This is a genomic window from Undibacterium sp. Tian12W (assembly GCF_049339405.1).
Lineage (GTDB): Bacteria > Pseudomonadota > Gammaproteobacteria > Burkholderiales > Burkholderiaceae_D > Undibacterium.
Map to the genome: position 1 here is coordinate 61,273 of NZ_JBMPPK010000018.1, position 20,956 is coordinate 82,228.

Genomic DNA, 20,956 nt, shown 5'->3' on the forward strand with positions numbered 1-20,956 from the left:
TTAGAGAAAGATTTTCCCGCTCAATCCGGTAATGATGCGCTGACGCTGCAAAGCCTGCTCAGTTGCCGTATTGTCGCGGGTCGCATTGGCTGAGAAATCAATCACGGTTGTCTGTTTATCCGGCACAGTTGTGCTATCAATGAGCTTACCGAATTCATAACTGGAGATGCTCAGATTGCGGTCATGGCTTTTTTCCAGCCGCGCACTATTCAATTGATTTTTTTCAAATCCTAATTCGAGCTTGCTGCTCTCATGATCATCTACTTTGAAGTAGCGATAATTCTGCGAGTTCTTGCTCTCGCCTAACTCCGGTTTTTTGCCAGACTTTAACTCAAGGTGGAAAGCTGCACTGAGGCTGGATTCCAGCTTCTGGCTGATTTTTCCACTCGATAACTGACCTTCCTGTGTCGTCTTCTGGCTGGTCTGGAAATTGAAATAATCGTTTTCCTGCAAACGCAAAGGATTTGGCGTCGTTGTCTCACCTGTAATCTTTGCGTCAAAATCTGCCAGTCCAGTGAGCAGGGAACCGGCGCCGGCATCCCAGAACGATGGAGCTTTGGCAGGTGTCAGCGCTGAAAGATTGTCAGCATCATCTGTGGTATTGATTTTTTGTACGGCAGAAAAAGCTTCCTTGTACTGCGCTATCAAGCCTTCATCTGCATGACCACGCTTGGCAGCACTATCGATTTGCCCCAGGAATTGCTGGATAGCCTGCTCCCTTTGAGTCGCATTTCCCCTGAGACCAGCATTGTCGTGCTTGACATCAATATCGATCACGCCACTGGGTGAGGTCAGTTTGAGCTGATGATGTGACTGATCTATCCTGAAATCGACTTGCCTGTCACCTGACTTGATATTCAATTCCAGCGAACTGACGACGGAAGTATCAAAGCCAGACAATGCATTGAGATTGATCTTCTGCTCGCCAAAATAACTTTGCGCTGCCGCCTCCAGACCAGCCGCAAGCTTCTCAAGCGCCTTGCTGTCAGTCTCGCTCAACTCTGTATCACTGCTGGCCTCTACACTGAGGCCACCGGCATTGCTCTTGATAGACAAGCTGACCTTCTGTCCTGAAGCGAGTTTGACACTCAGCCCCAGGCTTTGGTCGGGACGGTCACGCAGGTCACTCAAACTGACCTGCCCTGCTTCAACCACAGCCTTGCTGCCTGCATCGGCATCCACGGAGGTGGTGATATATGCCTGCTTGACGTTAGCACCTGTCACATGCAGGCGTTCTATAAGCCCGCTAGCAAGACCATTGAAACGCCCTGCTGTGGTCGTCGCCGACACGGCATTTTGTTCAAGCAGATAACTGAAATGATCATCGCCCTTGTTTTCCCACCATGCCGTAGGAGCCACGGTTGCGGATGCAGATACAACACCCGCCTGATTATAAGTCTGCCCTACCGTGCCACTAGCAGAGGAGCGTAGATTGACTTGATAAGAACTTGCAGGCGGGATCACCGACGTTGATGCAAGGGTTGATGTGGCAGGCGCAAGCTGAGGGTTCACATTCTGCGTCTGAATCTGTGCCTGACCAACGCCGGGGCTTACCACTGTATTCAAACTGGTAGAGATAGTTGACATGGCTTGCTTACGTCCTTGAAATAAATCCTTGCTTAATCTTCAATTGATTATCGACAATGTTCATTATTTCTTTAGCAAACAAGTATGAAAAAATCAGAAAAATTCATATTGCTTTGCACATAAAAAAAGAGATGCCAGGACATCTCTCTTGTTTTGCCAACTGATCAGCAAGCAGCATACCTGATCAGGAAAGGCTCCAGACATATTCCAGCTTGGTCCAGGCTTGTTGTGGCTTGCCATCTTTAGCACCTGGTTTGAATTTGCAGGAAGTGTAAATTTTCTGTGTTGCCTTATCCAAAGCCTTGGAGCCACTGGATTTCTCTACTTTGGAATCAACTACTGCGCCGTCAGGGCCAATCAACACGGACAGTACGACGGTGCCGGTTTCTTCATTCATCAGAGCCGATTTTGGATAAACAGGTTTTTCGCAAGTTTGCTTATCGAGAGCAGGAGCAACTTCACTGGCAAATGCGGAGAAAGAAGAAACGAGGATAGCGGTAGCGAGAAGTAATTTTTTCATAGGAGTAAAAATAGGGACAGAATTCAGGGAAAAGTTTGATATTGCCACATGGAAACAGGTACGTATTTTACTGCAAATTTTTTCCGCAGCGCAATATTTTCCTTGGGAAATTCACAGCTGGAATGTTAAAGATTGTGCCCGCTTGTTATCTGGAATCAATCCCTTTGCGCGATGACAATACTCGTTAAGAATTGTTGCTTCCATGTATAGCGGCTTTGCTTTTATGCCCTATCTCCACTAGTCTTAAATCAGACATCTTGCTGCTAAAGAAGCTGATGATAAAAATAGAATGTTTTAGGGAGAGAAAGCATGAAAATCCTCAAATTAATGCTGGCATTGCTACTGGCAGCCCAATGGCAATTTGTCATGGCCGACGACAATCCCGCCGATGCCATCGCCATGGTTGAAAAGGGCCTGGCCTATATGCAAAAGAATGGCAAGGATGCACTGGTACAGGAAATCAATAATAAAAATCCCGACTTTATCAATGGCTCGATTTACCTGTATGTACGCGGTCTTGATGGCATCGTCATTGCTCACCCTATCAATCCCAAATTGATAGGCAAGAACATGCTGGATTTGCCAGATGCTGATGGCAAATACTATCGCAAAGAGATTATTGCTCTGGCCAAGAGCAAGGGCAAAGGCTGGGTAGATTATCGCTACAATAATCCGGTCAGCAAGCAGATAGAAAACAAGACTACCTATATTTTCCGCAGTAATGACGTGATACTTGAAGCTGGTATCTATAAAGGAAAATAACTCAGCGCATCCTTGCACCTTTACACCCTTACACTCTATTGCTCACGCCGGCAAGTAGCAGGATGGCTCCACGCTGTATTTCTTGTCCTTGCCCCACAACTCCCCGGCATACATGACCATCGCCCCCTCCCCTGGCATTTTGTACGGTATCGTACAGACGCACCGCTCTCCCGCAGGTTAGCCTCAGCTTAGATGGCAAAAAGAAAGTTTTTGCCCTTGCAAGAGTTGATGGCGGATGGTGCACGGCCTGGCTGGCAATTGCCGCTGCTTGCCCCACTTCGCGAATGTTGATAAGGAAGCTATTCATGGTCAAGCGAATTCTCGTTGTTACCCCTGTCATTGCCGATGCCCTGGCGCTGCAGGAGGCGCTTCTCAAAGCCCGTGACGGTTATTACGAAACCGTGTTCGCAGACAGCATGTTCGCTGCAGTCGAACATTTACAAGACAAGAGCAAGCCTATCGACATCATCTTGCTCGACTGCACTTTGCCCGATAGCAAAGGCATAGCCAGCTTCCAGCATTTATTTGCCATTGTACCCAAAATCCCGATACTGACTATCTGCGACACTGATCATACGCTGGCGATAGAAGCAGTGGAACTGGGTGCACAGGGTTTCCTGACACGTGGTCATTTTTCCAGTTACCTGGTGCCGCAATCACTGCGCAATATTATTCAGCGCAAAGCTGTGGAAGATGCAGCCTACCTAGAAAAAGCGCGGGCAGAAATCACACTTAACTCTATTGGCGATGCCGTCGTAGGTACGGACATGGATGGCAACATTGATTATCTCAATGTCGCCGCAGAACACATCACTTTGTGGAAACGGGAAGAAGCCCAGGGACAGCCCATCAGCGCCGTCATGCCACTGATACAAAGTGAAAACCGGCAGGTCAAAACCAATCCTGTCATGCAGGTATTGCAGCAAGATACCGCCACCACACTAACGCCCGGCACCATACTACTCAGACGTGATGGCAGCGAGGTAGCCATAGAAGATTCTACTGCGCCCATTCATGATGCCTATGGCAAGCTGTCTGGCGCAGTCATGGTGTTTCGTGACATCACAGCCACCCAGGCCATGGCAGTAAAAATGGCGCATCTGGCACAACATGATTTTCTGACCAACCTGCCCAACCGTGCGCTCCTGAATGACCGTATTGCCCAAGCCATAGGCCTCGCTAAAAGACGAGAGACTCATCTTGCGGTGCTGTTCCTGGACCTGGATAACTTCAAACATATCAACGACTCCCTCGGTCACGCCCTTGGCGATCTGCTGTTGAAATCGGTAACCGAACGCTTGTGTGCCTGCGTGCGTAGTTCTGATACGGTCAGCCGTCAGGGTGGCGATGAATTCGTGATACTCGTGACAGATGACAAGTCTGCCGAAAATGCCGCCTTCACTGCTGAAAAATTATTGAAGTCGCTGGCGACACCACACAGTATCAATGGCCATGAGTTGTATGTCACCACCAGCATAGGTATCAGTTCCTATCCGGCCGACGGTGCAGATGCAGATACCCTGATTAAAAATGCTGATACGGCGATGTACCAGGCCAAGGAAAAAGGCCGTAACAACTTCCAGTTCTTCAAGCCAGAAATGAATGTGCGTGCCGTTGAGCGACAAGTCATAGAAGCCAACTTGCGGCTGGCAATGATACGTAATGAATTTTCTCTGCATTACCAACCCAAGATCAACCTCAAAAGCGGTGCAATTACCGGCGCCGAAGCCTTGTTGCGCTGGTCACATCCACAATGGGGCATGGTGCCACCGATACGTTTTATCGGCATTGCAGAAGACTGCGGCGTCATCATCCCGCTAGGCCGCTGGGTCTTGCGTGAGGCCTGCATACAGACCAAGAAATGGCAGGATGCAGGATTAACGATCGCTGAAATTGCCGTCAATATTTCTGCCGTCGAATTTCGTCGCCAGGATTTTGTTGGAACTGTGCGCGCCATCTTGCAGGAAACCGGGCTTTCACCCAATTGCCTGCAACTGGAAATTACCGAGAGTGTATTGATGCGAGATGCAGAAACCAGCATCGCCATACTCCAGCAATTGAAGGACATGGGCATACAACTGGCTGTTGATGATTTTGGTACTGGCTATTCCAGCCTGAGTTACCTGAATCAATTCCCGATTGATGTTTTGAAAATCGACCAGTCATTTGTCAGTGAAATCGGTGCCAGCAAAACCGATGGCGATGGCATTATCGTCAGCGCCGTCATCGCCATGGGTAATAGCCTGAAACAGAAAGTCATTGCAGAAGGCATAGAGAAACAGGGGCAATTATCCTTCTTGAAGGCACAGCATTGTGAAGAAGGACAAGGCTATATTTTTAGCCGGCCACTGGCGGCTGAGCAATTTGCAAAAATGCTGCGATTGGGGATTACTGCACATGCCCCTATTCCCGTGTTGATGCCGAATTGAAGCGTGCATAATTCTGATATATCGTTGATTATATAAATATCAGCAATTGTCAGGAGCACGCATTGAAAATTTATGGATATAAAAATACAGAACTGGCATCAGAAGACATAGTTCCTGATGAGCTCGCAGAAATCACGCTGGTAGCCTCGGTGCAAGAACTACGCAAGATAGCAAGGTTTATAAATTCTGCCGCTGATGATATGGAACGTGACAATTCAAATTGGGAGCACAGACATCTGTCAGATGCAGACAAGAGTTTTGAAGGTTCACCACAGTTCGTGGTGTACAGGTCAAATACGCAAAACTGAACTGCAATAAAGAAAAAAAAACGGACATGCAAGCATGTCCGTTTTCATTTTGAGCCAAACAGTAATACTTATTCGTAATCGCTGACTGGTATGCAAGAACAGAACAGATTACGATCACCATAGACATTGTCAGCACGGCCAACTGGCGCAAAGTATTTATTCTTGCGCAGGGAAGCTACAGGGTAAGCTGCCACTTCACGGCTGTATGCATGTGGCCACTCATTGGCGATCAGCACTTCTGCTGTGTGTGGTGCATGCTTCAGCGGATTGTCCTTGGCATCAAATTCACCACTGGCTACCTTGGCGATTTCTTCGCGTATGCTGATCATGGCATCGATGAAGCGGTCGAGTTCGGCCTGGGATTCGCTTTCAGTCGGTTCTATCATCAGCGTGCCAGGTACAGGGAAGCTCATGGTTGGTGCATGGAAACCAAAGTCGATGAGGCGTTTGGCCACGTCTTCATTGGAAATGCCAGTGGCATCGGTCAATGGACGCAGATCAAGGATGCACTCATGCGCAACCAGACCATCATGACCGCTATACAGTACAGGGTAATGCGGGGCCAGGCGTTTGGCGATGTAGTTCGCAGCCAGGATCGCGGTTTCTGTCGCTGCCTTCAAGCCTTCTGCACCCATCATGGCGATGTACATCCATGAGATAGGCAAGATGCTGGCAGAGCCAAATGGTGCGGCGCTGACGGCAGAGATACCATCTTCACCACGGACATAACCAGTCGATTTTTGGTTAGGCAAGAACTTCGCCAGATGCGCACCAACTGCAACCGGGCCTACGCCTGGGCCGCCACCACCGTGAGGGATACAGAAAGTCTTGTGCAGGTTCAAATGGCTGACATCGCCACCGAACTTGCCTGGTGCTGCTACACCGACCAGCGCATTCATGTTCGCGCCATCGACATAGACTTGGCCACCATGGCTATGCACGATTTCGCACAATTGCTGTATACCCTCTTCAAACACACCATGCGTGGATGGATAAGTCACCATCGCTGCTGCCAGGTTGGCACTGTGTTTTTCTGCCTTGGCTTGCAGGTCAGCGAGGTCAACGTTGCCCTTGTCATCGCAGGCCACCACGACCACGTCCATACCTACCATGCTGGCAGATGCTGGATTGGTGCCGTGAGCAGAAGATGGAATCAGGCAGATATTGCGGTGTGCTTCACCACGCGAAGCATGGTAAGCCTGGATCACCAGCAAGCCTGCGTATTCACCTTGTGAACCGGCATTTGGTTGCAGGGATACAGCGTCATAGCCAGTTGCAGCGCACAGCATGGCTTCCAGCTGGTCGATCATTTCGCGGTAACCGATGGTCTGGTCATTTGGCGCGAACGGATGGATGCTGGAGAATTCTGGCCATGTCACGGGTATCATTTCGCTGGTGGCGTTCAGTTTCATTGTGCATGAACCCAGGGGTATCATGGTGCGGTCCAGCGCCAGGTCCTTGTCAGCCAGGCTGCGCAGGTAACGCAGCATTTCATGTTCTGCGTGATAGCGATTGAAAGTTGGGTGTGTCAGGTAAGTCGTGCCACGTGTCAGCGCTGCCGGGTAAGCATCATTGACGCCAGCTTCTATCGCTGCAAAATCCGGTGCTGTTGTGATACCGCTGGCCTTGGCAAAAATCGCCCACAGCGCTTCAACATCAGCACGTGTGACTGTTTCATCCAGAGACACGCCAACTTGTGTTGCGCTAATCTGGCGCAGGTTATAGCCCGCAGCTTCAGCAGCCTGATGGTATGCCGCGGCATTGGCGACATTGACTGTCAGGGTGTCAAAGTAAGTGGTATTGGCGATAGCCAGGCCTTGTTGTTTCAGGCCGCCAGCCAGAACACCTGTCAGACGGTGTACGCGCAAGGCGATCTGGCGCAGGCCTGCAGGGCCGTGATAAACGGCATACATGGAGGCAATCACTGCCAGCAACACTTGTGCGGTACAGATATTCGATGTGGCTTTTTCACGGCGGATATGTTGTTCGCGTGTTTGCAGGGCCAGGCGATAAGCCTTGTTGCCTTGTGCATCAACCGTCACACCAACCAGACGGCCAGGCATGCTGCGTTTGAATGCATCGCGTGTGCCCATGTAACCTGCGTGCGGGCCACCAAAACCCAGCGGTACACCAAAGCGCTGGCTGTTACCAACAACAACGTCAGCGCCCCACTCGCCTGGTGACGCGATCAGTGTCAGTGCCAGCAAATCGGCTGCAGCAATAACCATCGCGCCCTTGGCATGCAAGGCGGCCGCGTATTCACGGTAATCAACGATGGAACCGTCAACGCCTGGGTATTGCAACAAGACGCCGAAGCAATCATTGTCCAGCGCTTCATTACCAGCGCAGGTACGCACTTCTATACCTAGCGGCTTGGCGCGGGTTTCGATGATTTCGCGGGTTTGTGGCAAAACATCAGCAGCGACATAAAACACATTGGATTTGGATTTGCCTACGCGCTGTATCAGCGTCATGGCTTCTGCCGCAGCAGTGCCTTCATCGAGCATGGAGGCATTGGCGATGTCCATGCCAGTCAGGTCAGTGATGACTTGCTGGAAGTTCAGAATTGCTTCCAGGCGGCCCTGGGAAATCTCTGGCTGGTACGGTGTATAAGCGGTATACCATGCAGGGTTTTCAAAGATATTGCGCAGGATCACGCCTGGCGTATGCGTGTTGTAATAACCCTGACCGATCAAAGACTTCAGTACACGGTTTTTCGACGCCAGTGCCTTCAATGTTGCCAGTGCTTCCTGTTCGGACTTGGCTTCTGTGAATTGCGCCAGTGGCAGCACATCGTGACGGCGGATATTGGCCGGGACGATGGCATCAATCAGGGCTGTGCGGTCAGCATAGCCCAGGGTTTTCAGCATGGCGGCTTGTTCTGCTTCAGAAGGGCCGATATGGCGAGCGATGAAAGCGTCATGCGCTTCCAGTTGGGTCAGTGAAGGACGGGTCATGGTATATGGGGTACAGAAGAGTAACGTGGAATATCAGGTGTAGCTATGCGGAGTAAACCGCAACAGGCAAATCCATATTAAAAGAGGCAGCCACAGGGCCACCTCTTTCAACTACATAATCAAGCGATGTTCTTGGCGTAAGCTTCAGCATTCATCAAGGCATCAACATCAGCAATATTGGCTGGTTTCAGTTTGAACAGCCATGCAGCAAATGCATCAGCATTGATGGATTCTGGCGCATCGGCCAGTTCTTCATTGATGGCCACAACTTCGCCAGTCACTGGTGCATAGATGTCGCCCGCTGCCTTGACGGATTCAACCACTGCGCAATCCTTGCCAGCTTCGAGTGCTGTGCCAACTTTAGGCAGATCAACGAAAACGATATCGCCCAATGCATCCTGAGCGAATTCAGTAATGCCGACAGTGATCGTGCCGTCTGCTTCTGTGCGTACCCATTCGTGGGATGTCGTGTATTTCAGGTCTGCTGGTACGTTCATGATGGGCTCCAGTTAAATAAATTGTTTTAAATAATAATGAGTGGCTAATCAATAGTAGTCAGTACTGTTACGCCGTACCGACTGCAGATCAAATTATACGGCCAGGATTTTGCCATTACGGACAAAAGGCAGTTTGACAACAGATGCTGCCAATTGCTTGTCACGGATAACAACATGCACAGTATCGCCTACAGACACGCCCATAGGCAAACGTGCCAGCGCAATTGCCTGTTCCATGGTCGGGCTGAAAGTACCACTGGTGATTTCGCCTTCGCCTTGTGCGCATACTACTTTTTGATGGGCGCGCAGGATGCCGCCTTTTTCACGCAGGATCAGCCCCAGGAACTGGGCATTCTGTCCTAGTGTTTGCAGCGCTTGCTTGCCAACGAAATCACGTTCGCTGACCAGGTCAATCGTCCACGCCAGACCGGCATCGAGCGGGTTGACGGTTTCATCCATGTCCTGACCATACAAATTCATGCCAGCTTCCAGACGCAGGGTGTCACGCGCACCGAGGCCAGCAGGTTTGACACCTACTGCGACCAGGGCATTCCAGAAATCAGTTACGCGGTCAGCAGACACGGCAATTTCAAAACCATCTTCGCCGGTATAACCAGTGCGTGCCACCATGACTTCACCAAAGGAAGTATCAGCGACGATGACTGCGTTAAAAGGTTTGATTTCTGCACTGGCTGCCTTGGCTTCTGGCAAGACTTCCCATGCCTTGGCACGGGCGTTAGGTCCCTGCACTGCCACCAGGGCAAAAGCGTTAGCACCATCACGGCGCTGGGTAATGGTCAGGCCGCTGTTGGTTTCTGCATTGCGGGCATTCATCCAGGCAATGTCTTTTTCTGCCGTGCCGGCATTGACGACCAGGCGGAACCAGTTTTCGCTGAAGAAATAAATGATGAGGTCGTCGATGATCGTGCCCTCAGGTTTCAGCATGCAGGAATACAGGGCCTTGCCCGCGACCTGCAATTTATCAACATTATTCGCCACCAGGCCACGCAGGAAACTGCGTACATTCTCGCCCTGCAGATCAACGACACACATATGGGATACATCAAACATGCCGCAATCAGTGCGCACTGCATGATGTTCTTCGATTTGGGAACCATAGTTGACGGGCATGTCCCAGCCGCCAAAATCAACCATTTTTGCACCAGCCGCACGATGGGCTGCATTGAGGGGAGTTGCCTTGAGTGATGTCGCTGCTTGCGTCATGAGTGCCTCGTTACCAGATTGAAGGGACGAACAAACGCACGCCGACGAATAAACGCCGCATGCGCTGAAATCGCATACCCCTCTGTCCTGGTACCTGAGAGATTACGGGAGCCATGTATGTTTGCTGCCCGCGCGCACCTTCGGTGGGTAGTCCGGCGAATATTCATGAAAATAAACGTATCTGCCGCTACCGCTCTCCAGAGTTGGGGCAACTTTTAATACCCCGTTGATCGGTCCTTTGTGCCTGAGAGTTTTTTGGGTATTAGCCCCTTCGGCGGTAACTTTCGTCACGCTCTCCCGATCAAGTAGCGCGATTATATAAGGCTTGCAAGGGCTTGGATAGTTGAGCGTGGAAATATTTACATAAAAGCCTATGGAATAGTTAAAAAATGATTAAAACGACAAGTGGCGACAAATATAGCAAGTTTGCGAGCCATAAAACCACTTATAAAAATTACGTAAAACTTACACGAAACTTACTATGAAAGTCTGACAAACAAAACCGCATTCAACCAGACCACTATCCGTTTTGACGTTCATCTCTGTATTAATTTGTAACTATTGTTTGGAGAGGAAACAATCACGAGAATGATCAGCATCCCTTGTTACTCTAGCCTCGCATTTTATTTCTATAGTGCAAATATTCGCTTCACCAAATTGAAAGCCAACCCAGATTTCTTGGTTCAAAAGAGATCAGTTGCGCAGATGTTTTGGTAAGCGATTTTTTTTAACCAGCGAAACAAAAACCCGGAGGGAAAATGAATAACAAGAAATTGAAATTGATCGCCTTTGCCATCATTGCGGCATCTGGCAGTGAAGGGAATGTTTTTGCAGCAGACTGGCCCTCGGGCTTTTCTAAATGCGCCGATGAAGGCGGCACCTGCAAAGTAGGCGACAAAGCACTGCAGGTATCATTTGGATTGAAAGATAAATGGGTCATCAAATCCCTGTCGGGCAATGTCAGTTGTACAGCTGCCACCTTTGGCGTGGCAGCAACTGCCGACACCAAAGAAAAATGTGCCGTTGGCCCAGCTGGCACGCCAGATACTGGCGGCGGCAGTGGCTCAAATGATGGCTCAGGTTCAGGCACGGGCTCAGGAACCGCGCCAGCCGGACACAGCGGCGGCTTTGCCGGGCTGGTCACTGGTGGTGGCACAGTTACAGCAGTAACAGTCACTACTGCGGCACAAATGCAGGCAACGCTGGATGCGTACAATGGCACTGGTGGCCTGGTGATACGCTATAACGGTACTTTTGATTTCCGTACTATTCCTGACGCCTGCACTCAATGGAAAAAAGCCAAAGGCGCGATAGTCGAAATCAAGAATAAAGGCAATGTCACGATAGAAGGCAGCAATGGCTCGGCAGCTAATTTTGGCATCGCCGTTAAGGGTGGCGCAAGCAATGTGATCATCCGCAATATGACCATAGGCCTGCTGCCTGGTTCTATCGATGCCATAGGCATTGAAGGCCAGAGCGGCAAATTCCCTGGCTATGTCTGGATAGACCACAACACCCTGTTCAGCTCACTTGCCGAATGCCCTGGCGCGGGTGACCTGGAGTTTGATGGCCTGGTGGATAACAAGGCAGGTGCGCATCACATCACCTACTCTTATAACTACATCCATGATCATCACAAAGTAGGCCTGATCGGTTCCAGCGACAGCGATGCAAGTGACCGCTACATCACCTTCCATCACAATTATTACAAAAACGTAGGCTCACGCCTGCCCCTGCAGCGCGGTGGTTATACCCATATCTATAATAATCTGTATAGCGATATCAAAACCTCGGGCATCAATGTGCGCATGCAGGGCTATTCCCTGATCGAAAGCAATTACTTCGAAAACTCACAAAACCCCGTCACCTCACGCGACAGTGATGTGCTTGGCTATTGGGAATTGCGCAACAATAATATCAAGACGCCTGCCGACTTCAACACTTATGGCATCAATTGGGTAGCGAGCGATTCCAAGCCCAGTCGCGATGCCACAGACTGGGTAACGACATCGCATTTACCAGTTGGCATACCGTATAGCTATACACCAGATGCACCTGCCTGCCTGAAGCAAAAACTGCCTGCGGTCGCGGGTGCTGGCACTTCTCTGGCAAAACTGAGTTGTAAATAAATCTGACTATATCTTGATTAAGTCAGATTAAGTTTGATTGAGTCGGCATCTACTGGGCGGCAATCATGCCGTCCAGTAGATGCATAATCATTACGACGATGCTCCTGATTGAGTAAAGGAAGATAAAGCCTAGCAGCACCTCGCCCAGTATAAAATTCTTTCAACTGCCTCAGTTCTGAAAGATAGCGACTCCAGAATGAATTCCATTTCTTAATTTTCCTGGGAGAAGGCACACGCAGTTTCCAGTGCACACGAATGCTCTCCTTGCCGCAATGCGGGCAAAAAAAGGCCGGGATATTCTGATCCTTACGCTGCAACTTCTTACAGTCAAGACAGGCAAAAGTACGATTACTCATTATTTTTAAAAACCGTCAAAAAAACATTTCAAATAGCATTGTTGAGACTTTTGATTTCCTTAATTATTTCGCTCTTAATGTCAGCGTACTAGTAGCGTGAGCAGCAACATCCTTCTCACTCAAATACTGCGGCACATAAGTCCCAGCCGCAAAGCCTTTGGCCTGATCATTGTAATGAGCATCAAACAACACCCCGCTCTGCCCTACCGGGTTGATACCTAAAGCTTTTGAGGCATCGGCAAAATCGATCAGGCGCCGTGTCGATGGGCCATATACCACGTCCCATGGTGCAGGGCCTATTGCTGCCGCCAGGTTATTCGGCACTTCACGCCCGCCAGCAACTTCAAACGGGCCGATGTTGAATATCTTGTCCAGCGGCTTTTGTTGAGAAAGCGGATGCTTGTGAGTCAGGGTGTGTGCCTTGGCCCAGGTCCATTGTTTGCTATCTGCGCCAAAAGTTTTTTGTAAATGTGCAATGCTGTCGCGCCAGGCCAGTGCCAGGATATCGTCGCGAGTTTCTACCGATGCTGTTGAACGATTATCCCACCAAGGAGAATTCGCGTCTGCAAGCAGGCGTGGCAAGGCATCATCGAGCGCGCGGGTACGCAAGAGATTTTTGAATTGCACTTCGCCCACTTCATCTGCCATAGCCGCATAAATGATCTGATACAGCAATTGGCTGAAGATAGTCGGTGCTATGCTATTTGCCTGGTAGCTGCCATCCCATTTCTCCAGTTGTTCCAGCAGCCGCTTGCCATCTGCATCGCTTACTTGCTTGCGCAAAATCGGCAATATGGATGGGAAAATCTGCGCGGCATAAGCTGTCTTGTTATCAAGCTGCAGCGCCTGACTGTTTTTGGTATCCCACTTGATGCCTGGTTGTGAAAGCAAGGCTTCCAGCCTGCGAGCACGCTCCTTCAGATTGTAATAACCGGGGATGGCAAAATCTGCAAATGGCAAAGGTTGCTGGTTGGCTGAGACGATAAAACCACGGGCCGGATTTACTTCATGCGGGTTGTCGGCAAAATCAGTAAAGCCAGGCTTGTCAGCTTCTGCAGTGCTGCCATCAAGGATGAAAGCCGGATTCACATCAGCTGGCCGCTTGACCAGTTTCGCCGCTGCCCACCAGGCGATATCGCCTTGCGCATTTGCCCACACCACATTCAAACCTGGTGCATGAATATTGCTGGCAGCATGTGCCGCAATATCTTTGGTGCCAGCGCGGTTCAATTCATAAAAGGCATCAAGTACAGGATTTTCAGTTTCCAAAAATGCCCACCACATGGCGATGGGTTTGGCAGTCATATCGTCACCCCATGCCTGACGAAAGGCGTCGCTGATGATGGGGCCATGAGGAGACGTGCGCAATTGCAGTTTAACTGTTGCAGCGCCTTTGACCTTGATGATTTCTTCACGGCTTTGCATATCCACCCATTGCCCTTTGATCCAGACTTGATTGGGATTTTGCGGGTTGATTTTTTCAGCGATAAAATCAACATCGTCATTCTGAAACATGGTCAGCGTCCAGCCAAAGTTCTGGTTATGGCCGAGTAAAGCAAAGGGATTGAGCGCCTGGTGATGACCATATAATTCAAAGCCCGGCATTTTGAGATGCGCTTCATACCAGACTGCGGGTGCCGAGTAAGCGATGTGCGGATCACCCGCCAGCAGGGGTTTGCCACTGGCAGTATTTTTGCCAGCGACTACCCAGGCATTACTGCCCTCGAACTGTGGCAAGCCAAATTCTTCCATGACTTGCTGGCCCGTCGTTGCGATGCGGTTCATCCTGTCCCAGTCCGTCGCGCTCAATTGCAAGGGTTTGATGACGCCTTCTGGATGCCAGGCCAAATCAAAAATGCGCAAATAATCTGCGCCCAGCTTGTCACGTATCTGTGTCAATACTGGTTCGGAACGGAAAGCCGCCGCAAAGCTATACGCCATGTAACCGGACACAGCAACTGTATCTTCTGCAGTGAATGGGCGCTTGGGTATGCCCAGCAATTCAAATTCCAGTGGCACTGCGTGGGTAGCCTGATACTGGTTGATACCATCGAGATAGGCATTCAGGGCTTTGACTGCGGGGGAATTTTTGTCGAGTCTGGCCGCATAATCAGCCGCATGCTTGCGCAAACCCAGGGTGCGGAACAGGCGGTCAGTATCCAGCAGTTTGGGGCCAAGAATTTCAGCGAGCTCCCCTTTGGCCAGGCGGCGCACCATTTCCATTTGAAACAGTCGGTCCTGCGCATGCACATAACCCAGGGCACGATATAAATCTGCTTCGTTTTTCGCTTCTATATGCGGCACACCGCGCTCGTCATATTGCACCGTCACTTCGGCTTGCAAACCCGTGATCACCTGATTGCCTGAACGCTGCACACGCTTGCCATACAGATGGACAGCGGCTGCGGTGATAGTGATCAACAGCAGGCCAAACAATACAAGCAGACTCCATTTCAGCAGGCGTTTCATTCGTTCGCTTTCCATGTGGCATAGTGATCAGATTCTACACTCAGTCGCAAGAATCACGCTGAGAGCGGGCTGCCATTAATATTATCAATAATTTATCATCAGAAAAAGAGCCTCATAGACTATTGATTTTGGCTCACCTATCATCATCTATACGTTTTGCTATTTGCTTAGCCCACGCTTGCCCACTATTCTGGACTGCGCATGACCACTTCCCCACCAACACCCACCTCCACTGCTGATATTTCCCAGCGTAGCAGTTTCCAGACGCTTAAAGGCTTGCTGCCCTTTCTCACACCATACAAGATGCAATTTGTCTTGGCAGGTATTGCCTTGCTTGTCGCTGCCGGTGCCACATTGGCAATACCTTATGCTTTTCGCCAGATGATAGACCTGGGTTTTGGTGCTGGCGACCGCAATATCAAACATGTAGATCTGACCTTCATTGCCTTGTTTGGCGTAGCCTGTGTGCTGGGCATCGCGACGGCAGCCAGGTTTTACATGGTGTCGTGGTTGGGTGAACGAGTGACGGCAGACATACGCAATGCGGTGTATTCGCATGTGGTGACACAAAGCCCGGAGTTTTTTGAAACTACGCAAACCGGTGAAGTGCTGTCGCGCCTGACTACCGATACCACGCTGATACAAACCGTCGTAGGGACCAGCATCTCCATGGCTTTGCGTAACTTTCTGCTTTTCCTGGGCGGCCTGGTGATGTTGTTTATCACCAGCCCTAAACTGTCATCCATCATCATTGTCATGCTGGCGGTGGTGGTCTTGCCCATCATCCTGTTTGGACGTCGTGTACGTACGTTGTCGCGCGATTCGCAAGACAGGATTGCTGATGCATCGGCAATCGCTGGTGAAATCTTGAATGCCATGCCGACTGTACAGGCATTCACCCATGAGCACATAGAAGCGAAACGTTTCTCTGGTACGGTGGAAGGCGCGTTCAGCACTGCCATGCGCCGCATACGTGCCCGCTCGCTACTGACTGTCATGGCCATCCTGTTGATCTTTGGAGCTATCGTGTTTGTATTGTGGCTGGGTGCGCATGCAGTCATGCAAGGCCGTATGAGTGGCGGTGAACTGGGTCAGTTTATTTTGTATGCGTCGATCGTGGCGGGTGCTGTTGGCGCCTTGTCGGAAGTCATGGGTGATGCCCAGCGTGCAGCAGGTGCAACCGAGCGCCTGCTGGAATTGATCGAAGTCAAATCGCCGATACAAAATCCAGTAAAAGCACTGAGCTTGCCTACCCGTGCCGAGCATGACCCCAGAGGCGCGGCACTGTCATTGCAGGGCCTGGAATTTCATTACCCTTCACGCCCGAAATCTGCAGCGTTGTTGAATCTGAACCTGGATATACAACCTGGCGAAACTGTCGCCATCGTTGGTTCTTCAGGTGCAGGCAAGACGACGCTATTCCAGATGCTGTTGCGTTTTTATGATCCGCAGCAAGGCAGGATCACTCTCGACGGCATCAATATACGCGAACTGAATTTGCATGAACTGCGTGGTGCAATAGGCGTGGTACCGCAAGATACCGTCATTTTCTCAGCCAATGCCATGGAAAACATACGCTATGGCCGCGCCGATGCCAGTGATGCAGAAGTGATAGCGGCAGCGAAAATGGCAGCCGCGCATGAGTTTATAGAAAGACTGCCTGAAGGCTATCAATCCTTCCTTGGCGAGCGTGGTGTGCGCCTTTCTGGTGGACAAAAACAAAGGATAGCCATTGCCCGCGCCCTGCTGAAAAACCCGCCATTGCTATTGCTGGATGAAGCCACCAGCGCACTCGATGCTGAATCAGAACGCCTGGTACAAGGTGCACTGGAAGTGGCGATGCAAGGCCGCACTACCCTAATCATTGCGCACAGGCTGGCAACAGTGCAGCGTGCCAACCGTATTATCGTCATGGAACATGGCCGCATTGTGGAAACCGGCACCCATTCTTCGCTGGTAGAGCAAGGTGGGGTTTATGCAAAACTGGCGGCATTGCAATTTGATCTACACAGAAACGAAGACTAAAACCCCAGGCAGGCTGTTGCATGGCTTTGCAACAGCCCTCCCCTGTAGATTATATAGATTAGACAGATGTGTGTTCCAGGCTAGTGGCAACCGCCTGCAAAATACGCTGGGAAAATCCCTCATCTTTTGCCACACGCGCCAGCACTACCGCGCCCACCATACTGGCTAAAGCCAGCATGGCCTTGTCCTCTCTTTTTTCTTTCGTGTCACCAGGCAGCAAATCCGTCAGCACCGCCATCAAGTCCTGCGCGCCTTTGTCTGCAACTTTGCGCACAGTGTCGTTTTGCCTGGCCATGTCTGACCCCAGAGCCGCCAAGGCACAGCCCCTGCCCGGCTTGTCCCTGTGCGCAGGAGACAAGTAATCATTGGCAATGCGTGACAAGGCAGTGTCCGGGGATTCTGTCTGCCACTTCTTCCAACGCTCTGCTGAGCGCCCCAGGCTCAATGCACAGGTTTGTGCAATCAGGTCTTCTTTGGAAGAAAAGTTTCCATAAAAACCACCATGGGTCAACCCTGCCCCCTTCATCAGATCAACCACACTGACACCGTCATAGCCACGCTCGCGGAATAGCTGCGAAGCTACATCAAGGATGCGCTGACGGTTTTCATTAGCCTGCTCTCTGCTGACTTTCATGGCACTACTCCATTAATAATTTCTCTTGACATCATAGATTATAAACGTAATATATACAATCATGATGATCATCATTTAAATTAAGTCCGCCCTTTCATTCACGAAAAACGATATGGATACCAGGAACAATCTATTGAACAGATACCCTGCCATCTGGCTGGTATTACTTGGCACTGCTGGCACCTTTGCCCTGACCATGGGCGCAAGACAAAGCATGGGGCTGTTTTTAAGCCCCATGAATACTGCCACTGGTCTGGGTGTAGGCAATATCAGCCTGGCTTTCGCCTTTGGGCAATTGTGGTGGGGCCTGACGCAGCCATTTGCGGGGGCCTTTGCTGACAAAATGGGTGCTGGCCGTGTCTTGTGCGTAGGTATCATTCTGGTGGCCGTGGGCACTTTCATCACGCCGCTGATGACAACAACGGCGGGCCTGATCTTTGCCATAGGCATGCTGGCGGCAGGTGGCGCAGGTATGGCCGGGCCAGCGGTGCTGATGGCGACTGCCACCCGCATGATCCCGGCAGAAAAGCGTGGTATTGCTACTGGCATCGTGAATGCTGGTGGCTCTTTTGGCCAGTTTTTGATGGCACCAATCGCGATCACGCTCATGGGTTTGTATGGCTGGAATAATGCCATGCAGATCATGGGCATTCTGGTTTTGCTGGCCTTGCCCGCTGCCTATCTGTTGCGCGGTAAACCTGTGCAAGCTGCCAGTACCGGGCAAGCGCCTGTCAGCACATCCCAAGCCATCTCCATCGCCCTGAAAAACCCCAGCTACCTGATGCTGGCGGCAGGCTTTTTTGTGTGCGGCTTCCATGTGGCTTTTCTTGCCACCCATTTGCCGGGCGTGATCAGCCTGTGTGGCTTACCTGCAGAGTTTGGTGGCTGGGCGCTGGCCATGCTGGGCCTGTTCAACATCATAGGCAGCATTTCCATGGGCTGGGCAGTTGGCAAGTGGCGCATGAAGTCACTGCTGTCATTGTTGTATGCAACACGCGCACTGGCCGTCATCCTGTTTTTGCTGGCACCTAAAACTGGTGCCGTTGTACTGGTGTTTGCTGCAGTGATGGGGCTGACTTTCTTGTCCACTGTGCCGCCGACTGCTGGCCTGGTTGCCAAGTTGTTTGGACCTGCCAATATGGCCAGCCTGTTTGGCATCGTCATGCTGACGCATCAGATCGGTGGATTCCTCGGTGTCTGGCTGGGCGGGAAAGTGCTGGAGGCAAATGGCAACTTCAATTTGCTATGGTATATCGATATCACGCTGGCAGTGGGCGCAGCCCTGATACATTTGCCCATACAGGAAAAACAATTGCGACTGCAGGCGGCTTGAACCGCACTGCAGCCATCATGAAAGCAGGCCTTATTTAGTTTACTTAGTTTATTTAGTAGCTGAATAAACCTGCTTGCCTGCCACCCAGGTTTGCAAGACCTTGATCTTGTAAATATCGGTGGCAGGCATGTTCAACATATCCTGATCGATAAGGATAAAGTCTGCCCACTTGCCTGCCTCCAGCGTGCCCAGCGTATTTTCCTGGTGCGCGGCGTAGGCAGCATCAACAGTAAAGCAGCGTAAGGCTTCCTGCACCGTCATTGCTTGGTTGGCGTACCAGCCTTGCGCAGGTTTGCCTGCCATGTCCTGACGCGTAACCGCTGCATGCACACCCCAGAATGGATTGGGCGATTCTATAGGGAAATCAGAACCACAGGCTATACGTGAACCCTGCTGCAAGAAGCTGCGCCAGGCATAAGCGCCCTTGATGCGCTCAGACCCTACCCTGTCCTCAGCCATATTCATATCAGATGTCGCATGGGTGGGTTGCATGGAAGGCAAGATACTCAGTTGCTTGAAGCGTGGAATATCATCCAAAGCGACGACCTGGGCATGCTCTATGCGGTGACGCAGGCTGGCAGATGCTGATGCTGGCAAGCGGGCAAAGCCATCCAGTATCTGGCGGTTACCGGCATCGCCTATCGCATGCACATTCACCTGATAACCTTTGCTAGCGGCTTTTTCTATCATCGCGTACATCTCGTCAGCAGTCTTGAACAGCAGACCATGGGTATGCGGTGCATCTGAATACGGCGCCATCAAGGCCGCGCCACGGCTGCCGAGTGCGCCATCAGCAAACAGTTTTACCGCACGCAGAGAGTAAAAGTCACGCCCATAGGTCAGCAAAGGACCTTGCTGCGAAACTTTGTCGAAAAAACCATCGGTGCCACGCACCATGCCATAGATGCGCGTCGTCAATTTGCCCTGATCTGCATATTCCCGGAATAATTTGTCGGCAGATTCTGAAACACCCGCATCATGCACACTGGTAACACCGACCTTGGCCAGCTCCTGCAAAGCCAGGTCCAGGGCCGCTCTTTGCTCGGCATTCGATGCTGCCGGCACTACCTTGTCGACCAGACGCATCGCGGCATCAACGAGGATGCCACTAGGCTTGCCCTGGGCATCTTTTTCTATCTTGCCACCAGCAGGGTCAGGGGTATTTTCTGTAATACCTGCCAGTTGCAAGGCTTTGCTATTGGCCCAACCGGCATGACCATCTACCCGTGACAACCATACCGGGCGGTCTTTGACGACTGCATCTATCTCTTGCGCGGTGGGAAAGCGGCCCAGCTTCCAGTTCGCCTGATTCCACTCGCCACCCATGATCCACTGGTTCAAAGGAAAGCGGCTTGCATAATCAGCAATCGCCTTTTGCGCTTCTGCCAGATTGGCAGTAGCACGCAAACTGAGTTGCATCTGGCTTGCCCCCAGACTCAATACATGACCATGTGCATCTATCATACCTGGCAACAAGGTTTTACCACCGCCATCGATATGCCTGGCCTTGGGTAATCTAGTGACCAGCTCTTTAGCCTTACCAATTCCAATTACTTTGCCCGCATCATCAAAAGCCAGCGACTCAAAGTGCTGCAGCTTTCCCTCTTGATTCAGAGTGTAGCCCCGGACGTTATCGATAATCGTGTCGGCCGCTGCCAGACCTGCGCTCATGCTGGCGATTGCCAATATCAAGGGTTTCAATGTGCTTTGCATAGACCACGTCCAG

15 protein-coding genes and 2 riboswitches are annotated in these 20,956 nt (G+C 50.9%); of the genes, 6 read left to right on the forward strand and 9 right to left on the reverse strand.

Annotated elements, in window-relative coordinates:
* On the reverse strand, positions 1-1,587 hold the full coding sequence (locus ACO0LI_RS21840) for a hypothetical protein (protein ID WP_423035215.1): 1,587 nt from the start codon (positions 1,585-1,587) through the stop codon (positions 1-3).
* A 184-nt stretch (positions 1,588-1,771) separates the two neighbouring features.
* The gene (locus ACO0LI_RS21845; RefSeq protein ID WP_422950557.1) at positions 1,772-2,107 is read right to left on the reverse strand and encodes an energy transducer TonB; all 336 of its coding nucleotides are present in this window, start codon (positions 2,105-2,107) and stop codon (positions 1,772-1,774) included.
* Between the two features lie 309 nt (positions 2,108-2,416).
* On the opposite strand from ACO0LI_RS21845, the gene ACO0LI_RS21850 reads away from it, so the two are divergent.
* The 3 genes from ACO0LI_RS21850 (at position 2,417) to ACO0LI_RS21860 (ending at position 5,606) form a co-directional block, all read left to right on the forward strand.
* On the forward strand, positions 2,417-2,869 hold the full coding sequence (locus ACO0LI_RS21850; protein ID WP_423035217.1) for a cache domain-containing protein: 453 nt from the start codon (positions 2,417-2,419) through the stop codon (positions 2,867-2,869).
* A gap of 305 nt (positions 2,870-3,174) precedes the next feature.
* A complete protein-coding gene (locus ACO0LI_RS21855) occupies positions 3,175-5,298 on the forward strand; it encodes an EAL domain-containing protein (RefSeq protein WP_423035219.1) in 2,124 nt (707 codons plus the stop codon).
* 62 nt (positions 5,299-5,360) lie between these two features.
* Positions 5,361-5,606 (forward strand): Imm32 family immunity protein, encoded by a 246-nt coding sequence (locus tag ACO0LI_RS21860; protein WP_423035221.1) that lies wholly within the window; start codon positions 5,361-5,363, stop codon positions 5,604-5,606.
* A 68-nt stretch (positions 5,607-5,674) separates the two neighbouring features.
* Here ACO0LI_RS21860 and gcvP read toward each other — a convergent pair whose 3' ends face one another.
* From gcvP to gcvT, 3 genes are all read right to left on the reverse strand, one after another.
* Positions 5,675-8,563: an aminomethyl-transferring glycine dehydrogenase gene (gene gcvP, locus ACO0LI_RS21865; RefSeq protein ID WP_423035223.1), complete on the reverse strand. Its 2,889-nt coding sequence runs from the start codon at positions 8,561-8,563 to the stop codon at positions 5,675-5,677.
* A 119-nt stretch (positions 8,564-8,682) separates the two neighbouring features.
* Positions 8,683-9,060, reverse strand: a complete 378-nt coding sequence (gcvH, locus tag ACO0LI_RS21870) for a glycine cleavage system protein GcvH (protein WP_211324161.1) — start codon at positions 9,058-9,060, stop codon at positions 8,683-8,685.
* Between the two features lie 93 nt (positions 9,061-9,153).
* Positions 9,154-10,284 (reverse strand): glycine cleavage system aminomethyltransferase GcvT, encoded by a 1,131-nt coding sequence (gene gcvT / locus ACO0LI_RS21875; protein ID WP_423035225.1) that lies wholly within the window; start codon positions 10,282-10,284, stop codon positions 9,154-9,156.
* 72 nt (positions 10,285-10,356) lie between these two features.
* Positions 10,357-10,495, reverse strand: a riboswitch (glycine riboswitch).
* Between the two features lie 10 nt (positions 10,496-10,505).
* Positions 10,506-10,594, reverse strand: a riboswitch (glycine riboswitch).
* A 448-nt stretch (positions 10,595-11,042) separates the two neighbouring features.
* Here gcvT and ACO0LI_RS21880 point away from each other — a divergent pair.
* Positions 11,043-12,413, forward strand: coding sequence for a pectate lyase family protein (locus tag ACO0LI_RS21880; RefSeq protein WP_423035227.1), 1,371 nt, complete (start codon positions 11,043-11,045; stop codon positions 12,411-12,413).
* Positions 12,414-12,430: 17 nt separating this feature from the next.
* On the opposite strand, the gene ACO0LI_RS21885 is transcribed toward ACO0LI_RS21880, so the two are convergent.
* Both ACO0LI_RS21885 and ACO0LI_RS21890 read right to left on the reverse strand, forming a co-directional pair.
* Positions 12,431-12,769: a hypothetical protein gene (locus ACO0LI_RS21885; protein WP_423035229.1), complete on the reverse strand. Its 339-nt coding sequence runs from the start codon at positions 12,767-12,769 to the stop codon at positions 12,431-12,433.
* Positions 12,770-12,832: 63 nt separating this feature from the next.
* Positions 12,833-15,238 carry a penicillin acylase family protein gene (locus ACO0LI_RS21890; protein WP_423035231.1) on the reverse strand — a complete coding sequence of 802 codons (2,406 nt, stop codon included), beginning with the start codon at positions 15,236-15,238 and terminating at the stop codon, positions 12,833-12,835.
* A 201-nt stretch (positions 15,239-15,439) separates the two neighbouring features.
* Between ACO0LI_RS21890 and ACO0LI_RS21895 the strand changes: the two genes are divergently transcribed.
* The gene (locus ACO0LI_RS21895) at positions 15,440-17,263 is read left to right on the forward strand and encodes an ABC transporter transmembrane domain-containing protein (protein WP_423035233.1); all 1,824 of its coding nucleotides are present in this window, start codon (positions 15,440-15,442) and stop codon (positions 17,261-17,263) included.
* Between the two features lie 58 nt (positions 17,264-17,321).
* Here ACO0LI_RS21895 and ACO0LI_RS21900 read toward each other — a convergent pair whose 3' ends face one another.
* Positions 17,322-17,897 carry a TetR/AcrR family transcriptional regulator gene (locus ACO0LI_RS21900; protein ID WP_423035235.1) on the reverse strand — a complete coding sequence of 192 codons (576 nt, stop codon included), beginning with the start codon at positions 17,895-17,897 and terminating at the stop codon, positions 17,322-17,324.
* A 112-nt stretch (positions 17,898-18,009) separates the two neighbouring features.
* Between ACO0LI_RS21900 and ACO0LI_RS21905 the strand changes: the two genes are divergently transcribed.
* Positions 18,010-19,230 carry an MFS transporter gene (locus ACO0LI_RS21905; RefSeq protein ID WP_423035237.1) on the forward strand — a complete coding sequence of 407 codons (1,221 nt, stop codon included), beginning with the start codon at positions 18,010-18,012 and terminating at the stop codon, positions 19,228-19,230.
* A 48-nt stretch (positions 19,231-19,278) separates the two neighbouring features.
* Here ACO0LI_RS21905 and ACO0LI_RS21910 read toward each other — a convergent pair whose 3' ends face one another.
* A complete protein-coding gene (locus tag ACO0LI_RS21910) occupies positions 19,279-20,943 on the reverse strand; it encodes an amidohydrolase (protein ID WP_423035239.1) in 1,665 nt (554 codons plus the stop codon).
* Positions 20,944-20,956 lie beyond the last annotated feature (13 nt).

What these genes read in the sequence shown, in the direction of transcription:
- ACO0LI_RS21855 (WP_423035219.1), top strand. Translation starts at nt 3,175, where the DNA reads ATGGTCAAGCGAATTCTCGTTGTTACCCCTGTCATTGCCGATGCCCTG.
- ACO0LI_RS21885 (WP_423035229.1), bottom strand. Translation starts at nt 12,769, where the DNA reads ATGAGTAATCGTACTTTTGCCTGTCTTGACTGTAAGAAGTTGCAGCGT.
- ACO0LI_RS21900 (WP_423035235.1), bottom strand. Translation starts at nt 17,897, where the DNA reads ATGAAAGTCAGCAGAGAGCAGGCTAATGAAAACCGTCAGCGCATCCTT.
- ACO0LI_RS21905 (WP_423035237.1), top strand. Translation starts at nt 18,010, where the DNA reads ATGGATACCAGGAACAATCTATTGAACAGATACCCTGCCATCTGGCTG.
- ACO0LI_RS21850 (WP_423035217.1), top strand. Translation starts at nt 2,417, where the DNA reads ATGAAAATCCTCAAATTAATGCTGGCATTGCTACTGGCAGCCCAATGG.
- ACO0LI_RS21840 (WP_423035215.1), bottom strand. Translation starts at nt 1,587, where the DNA reads ATGTCAACTATCTCTACCAGTTTGAATACAGTGGTAAGCCCCGGCGTT.
- gcvH (WP_211324161.1), bottom strand. Translation starts at nt 9,060, where the DNA reads ATGAACGTACCAGCAGACCTGAAATACACGACATCCCACGAATGGGTA.
- gcvT (WP_423035225.1), bottom strand. Translation starts at nt 10,284, where the DNA reads ATGACGCAAGCAGCGACATCACTCAAGGCAACTCCCCTCAATGCAGCC.
- ACO0LI_RS21910 (WP_423035239.1), bottom strand. Translation starts at nt 20,943, where the DNA reads ATGCAAAGCACATTGAAACCCTTGATATTGGCAATCGCCAGCATGAGC.
- ACO0LI_RS21895 (WP_423035233.1), top strand. Translation starts at nt 15,440, where the DNA reads ATGACCACTTCCCCACCAACACCCACCTCCACTGCTGATATTTCCCAG.
- ACO0LI_RS21845 (WP_422950557.1), bottom strand. Translation starts at nt 2,107, where the DNA reads ATGAAAAAATTACTTCTCGCTACCGCTATCCTCGTTTCTTCTTTCTCC.
- gcvP (WP_423035223.1), bottom strand. Translation starts at nt 8,563, where the DNA reads ATGACCCGTCCTTCACTGACCCAACTGGAAGCGCATGACGCTTTCATC.
- ACO0LI_RS21890 (WP_423035231.1), bottom strand. Translation starts at nt 15,238, where the DNA reads ATGAAACGCCTGCTGAAATGGAGTCTGCTTGTATTGTTTGGCCTGCTG.
- ACO0LI_RS21880 (WP_423035227.1), top strand. Translation starts at nt 11,043, where the DNA reads ATGAATAACAAGAAATTGAAATTGATCGCCTTTGCCATCATTGCGGCA.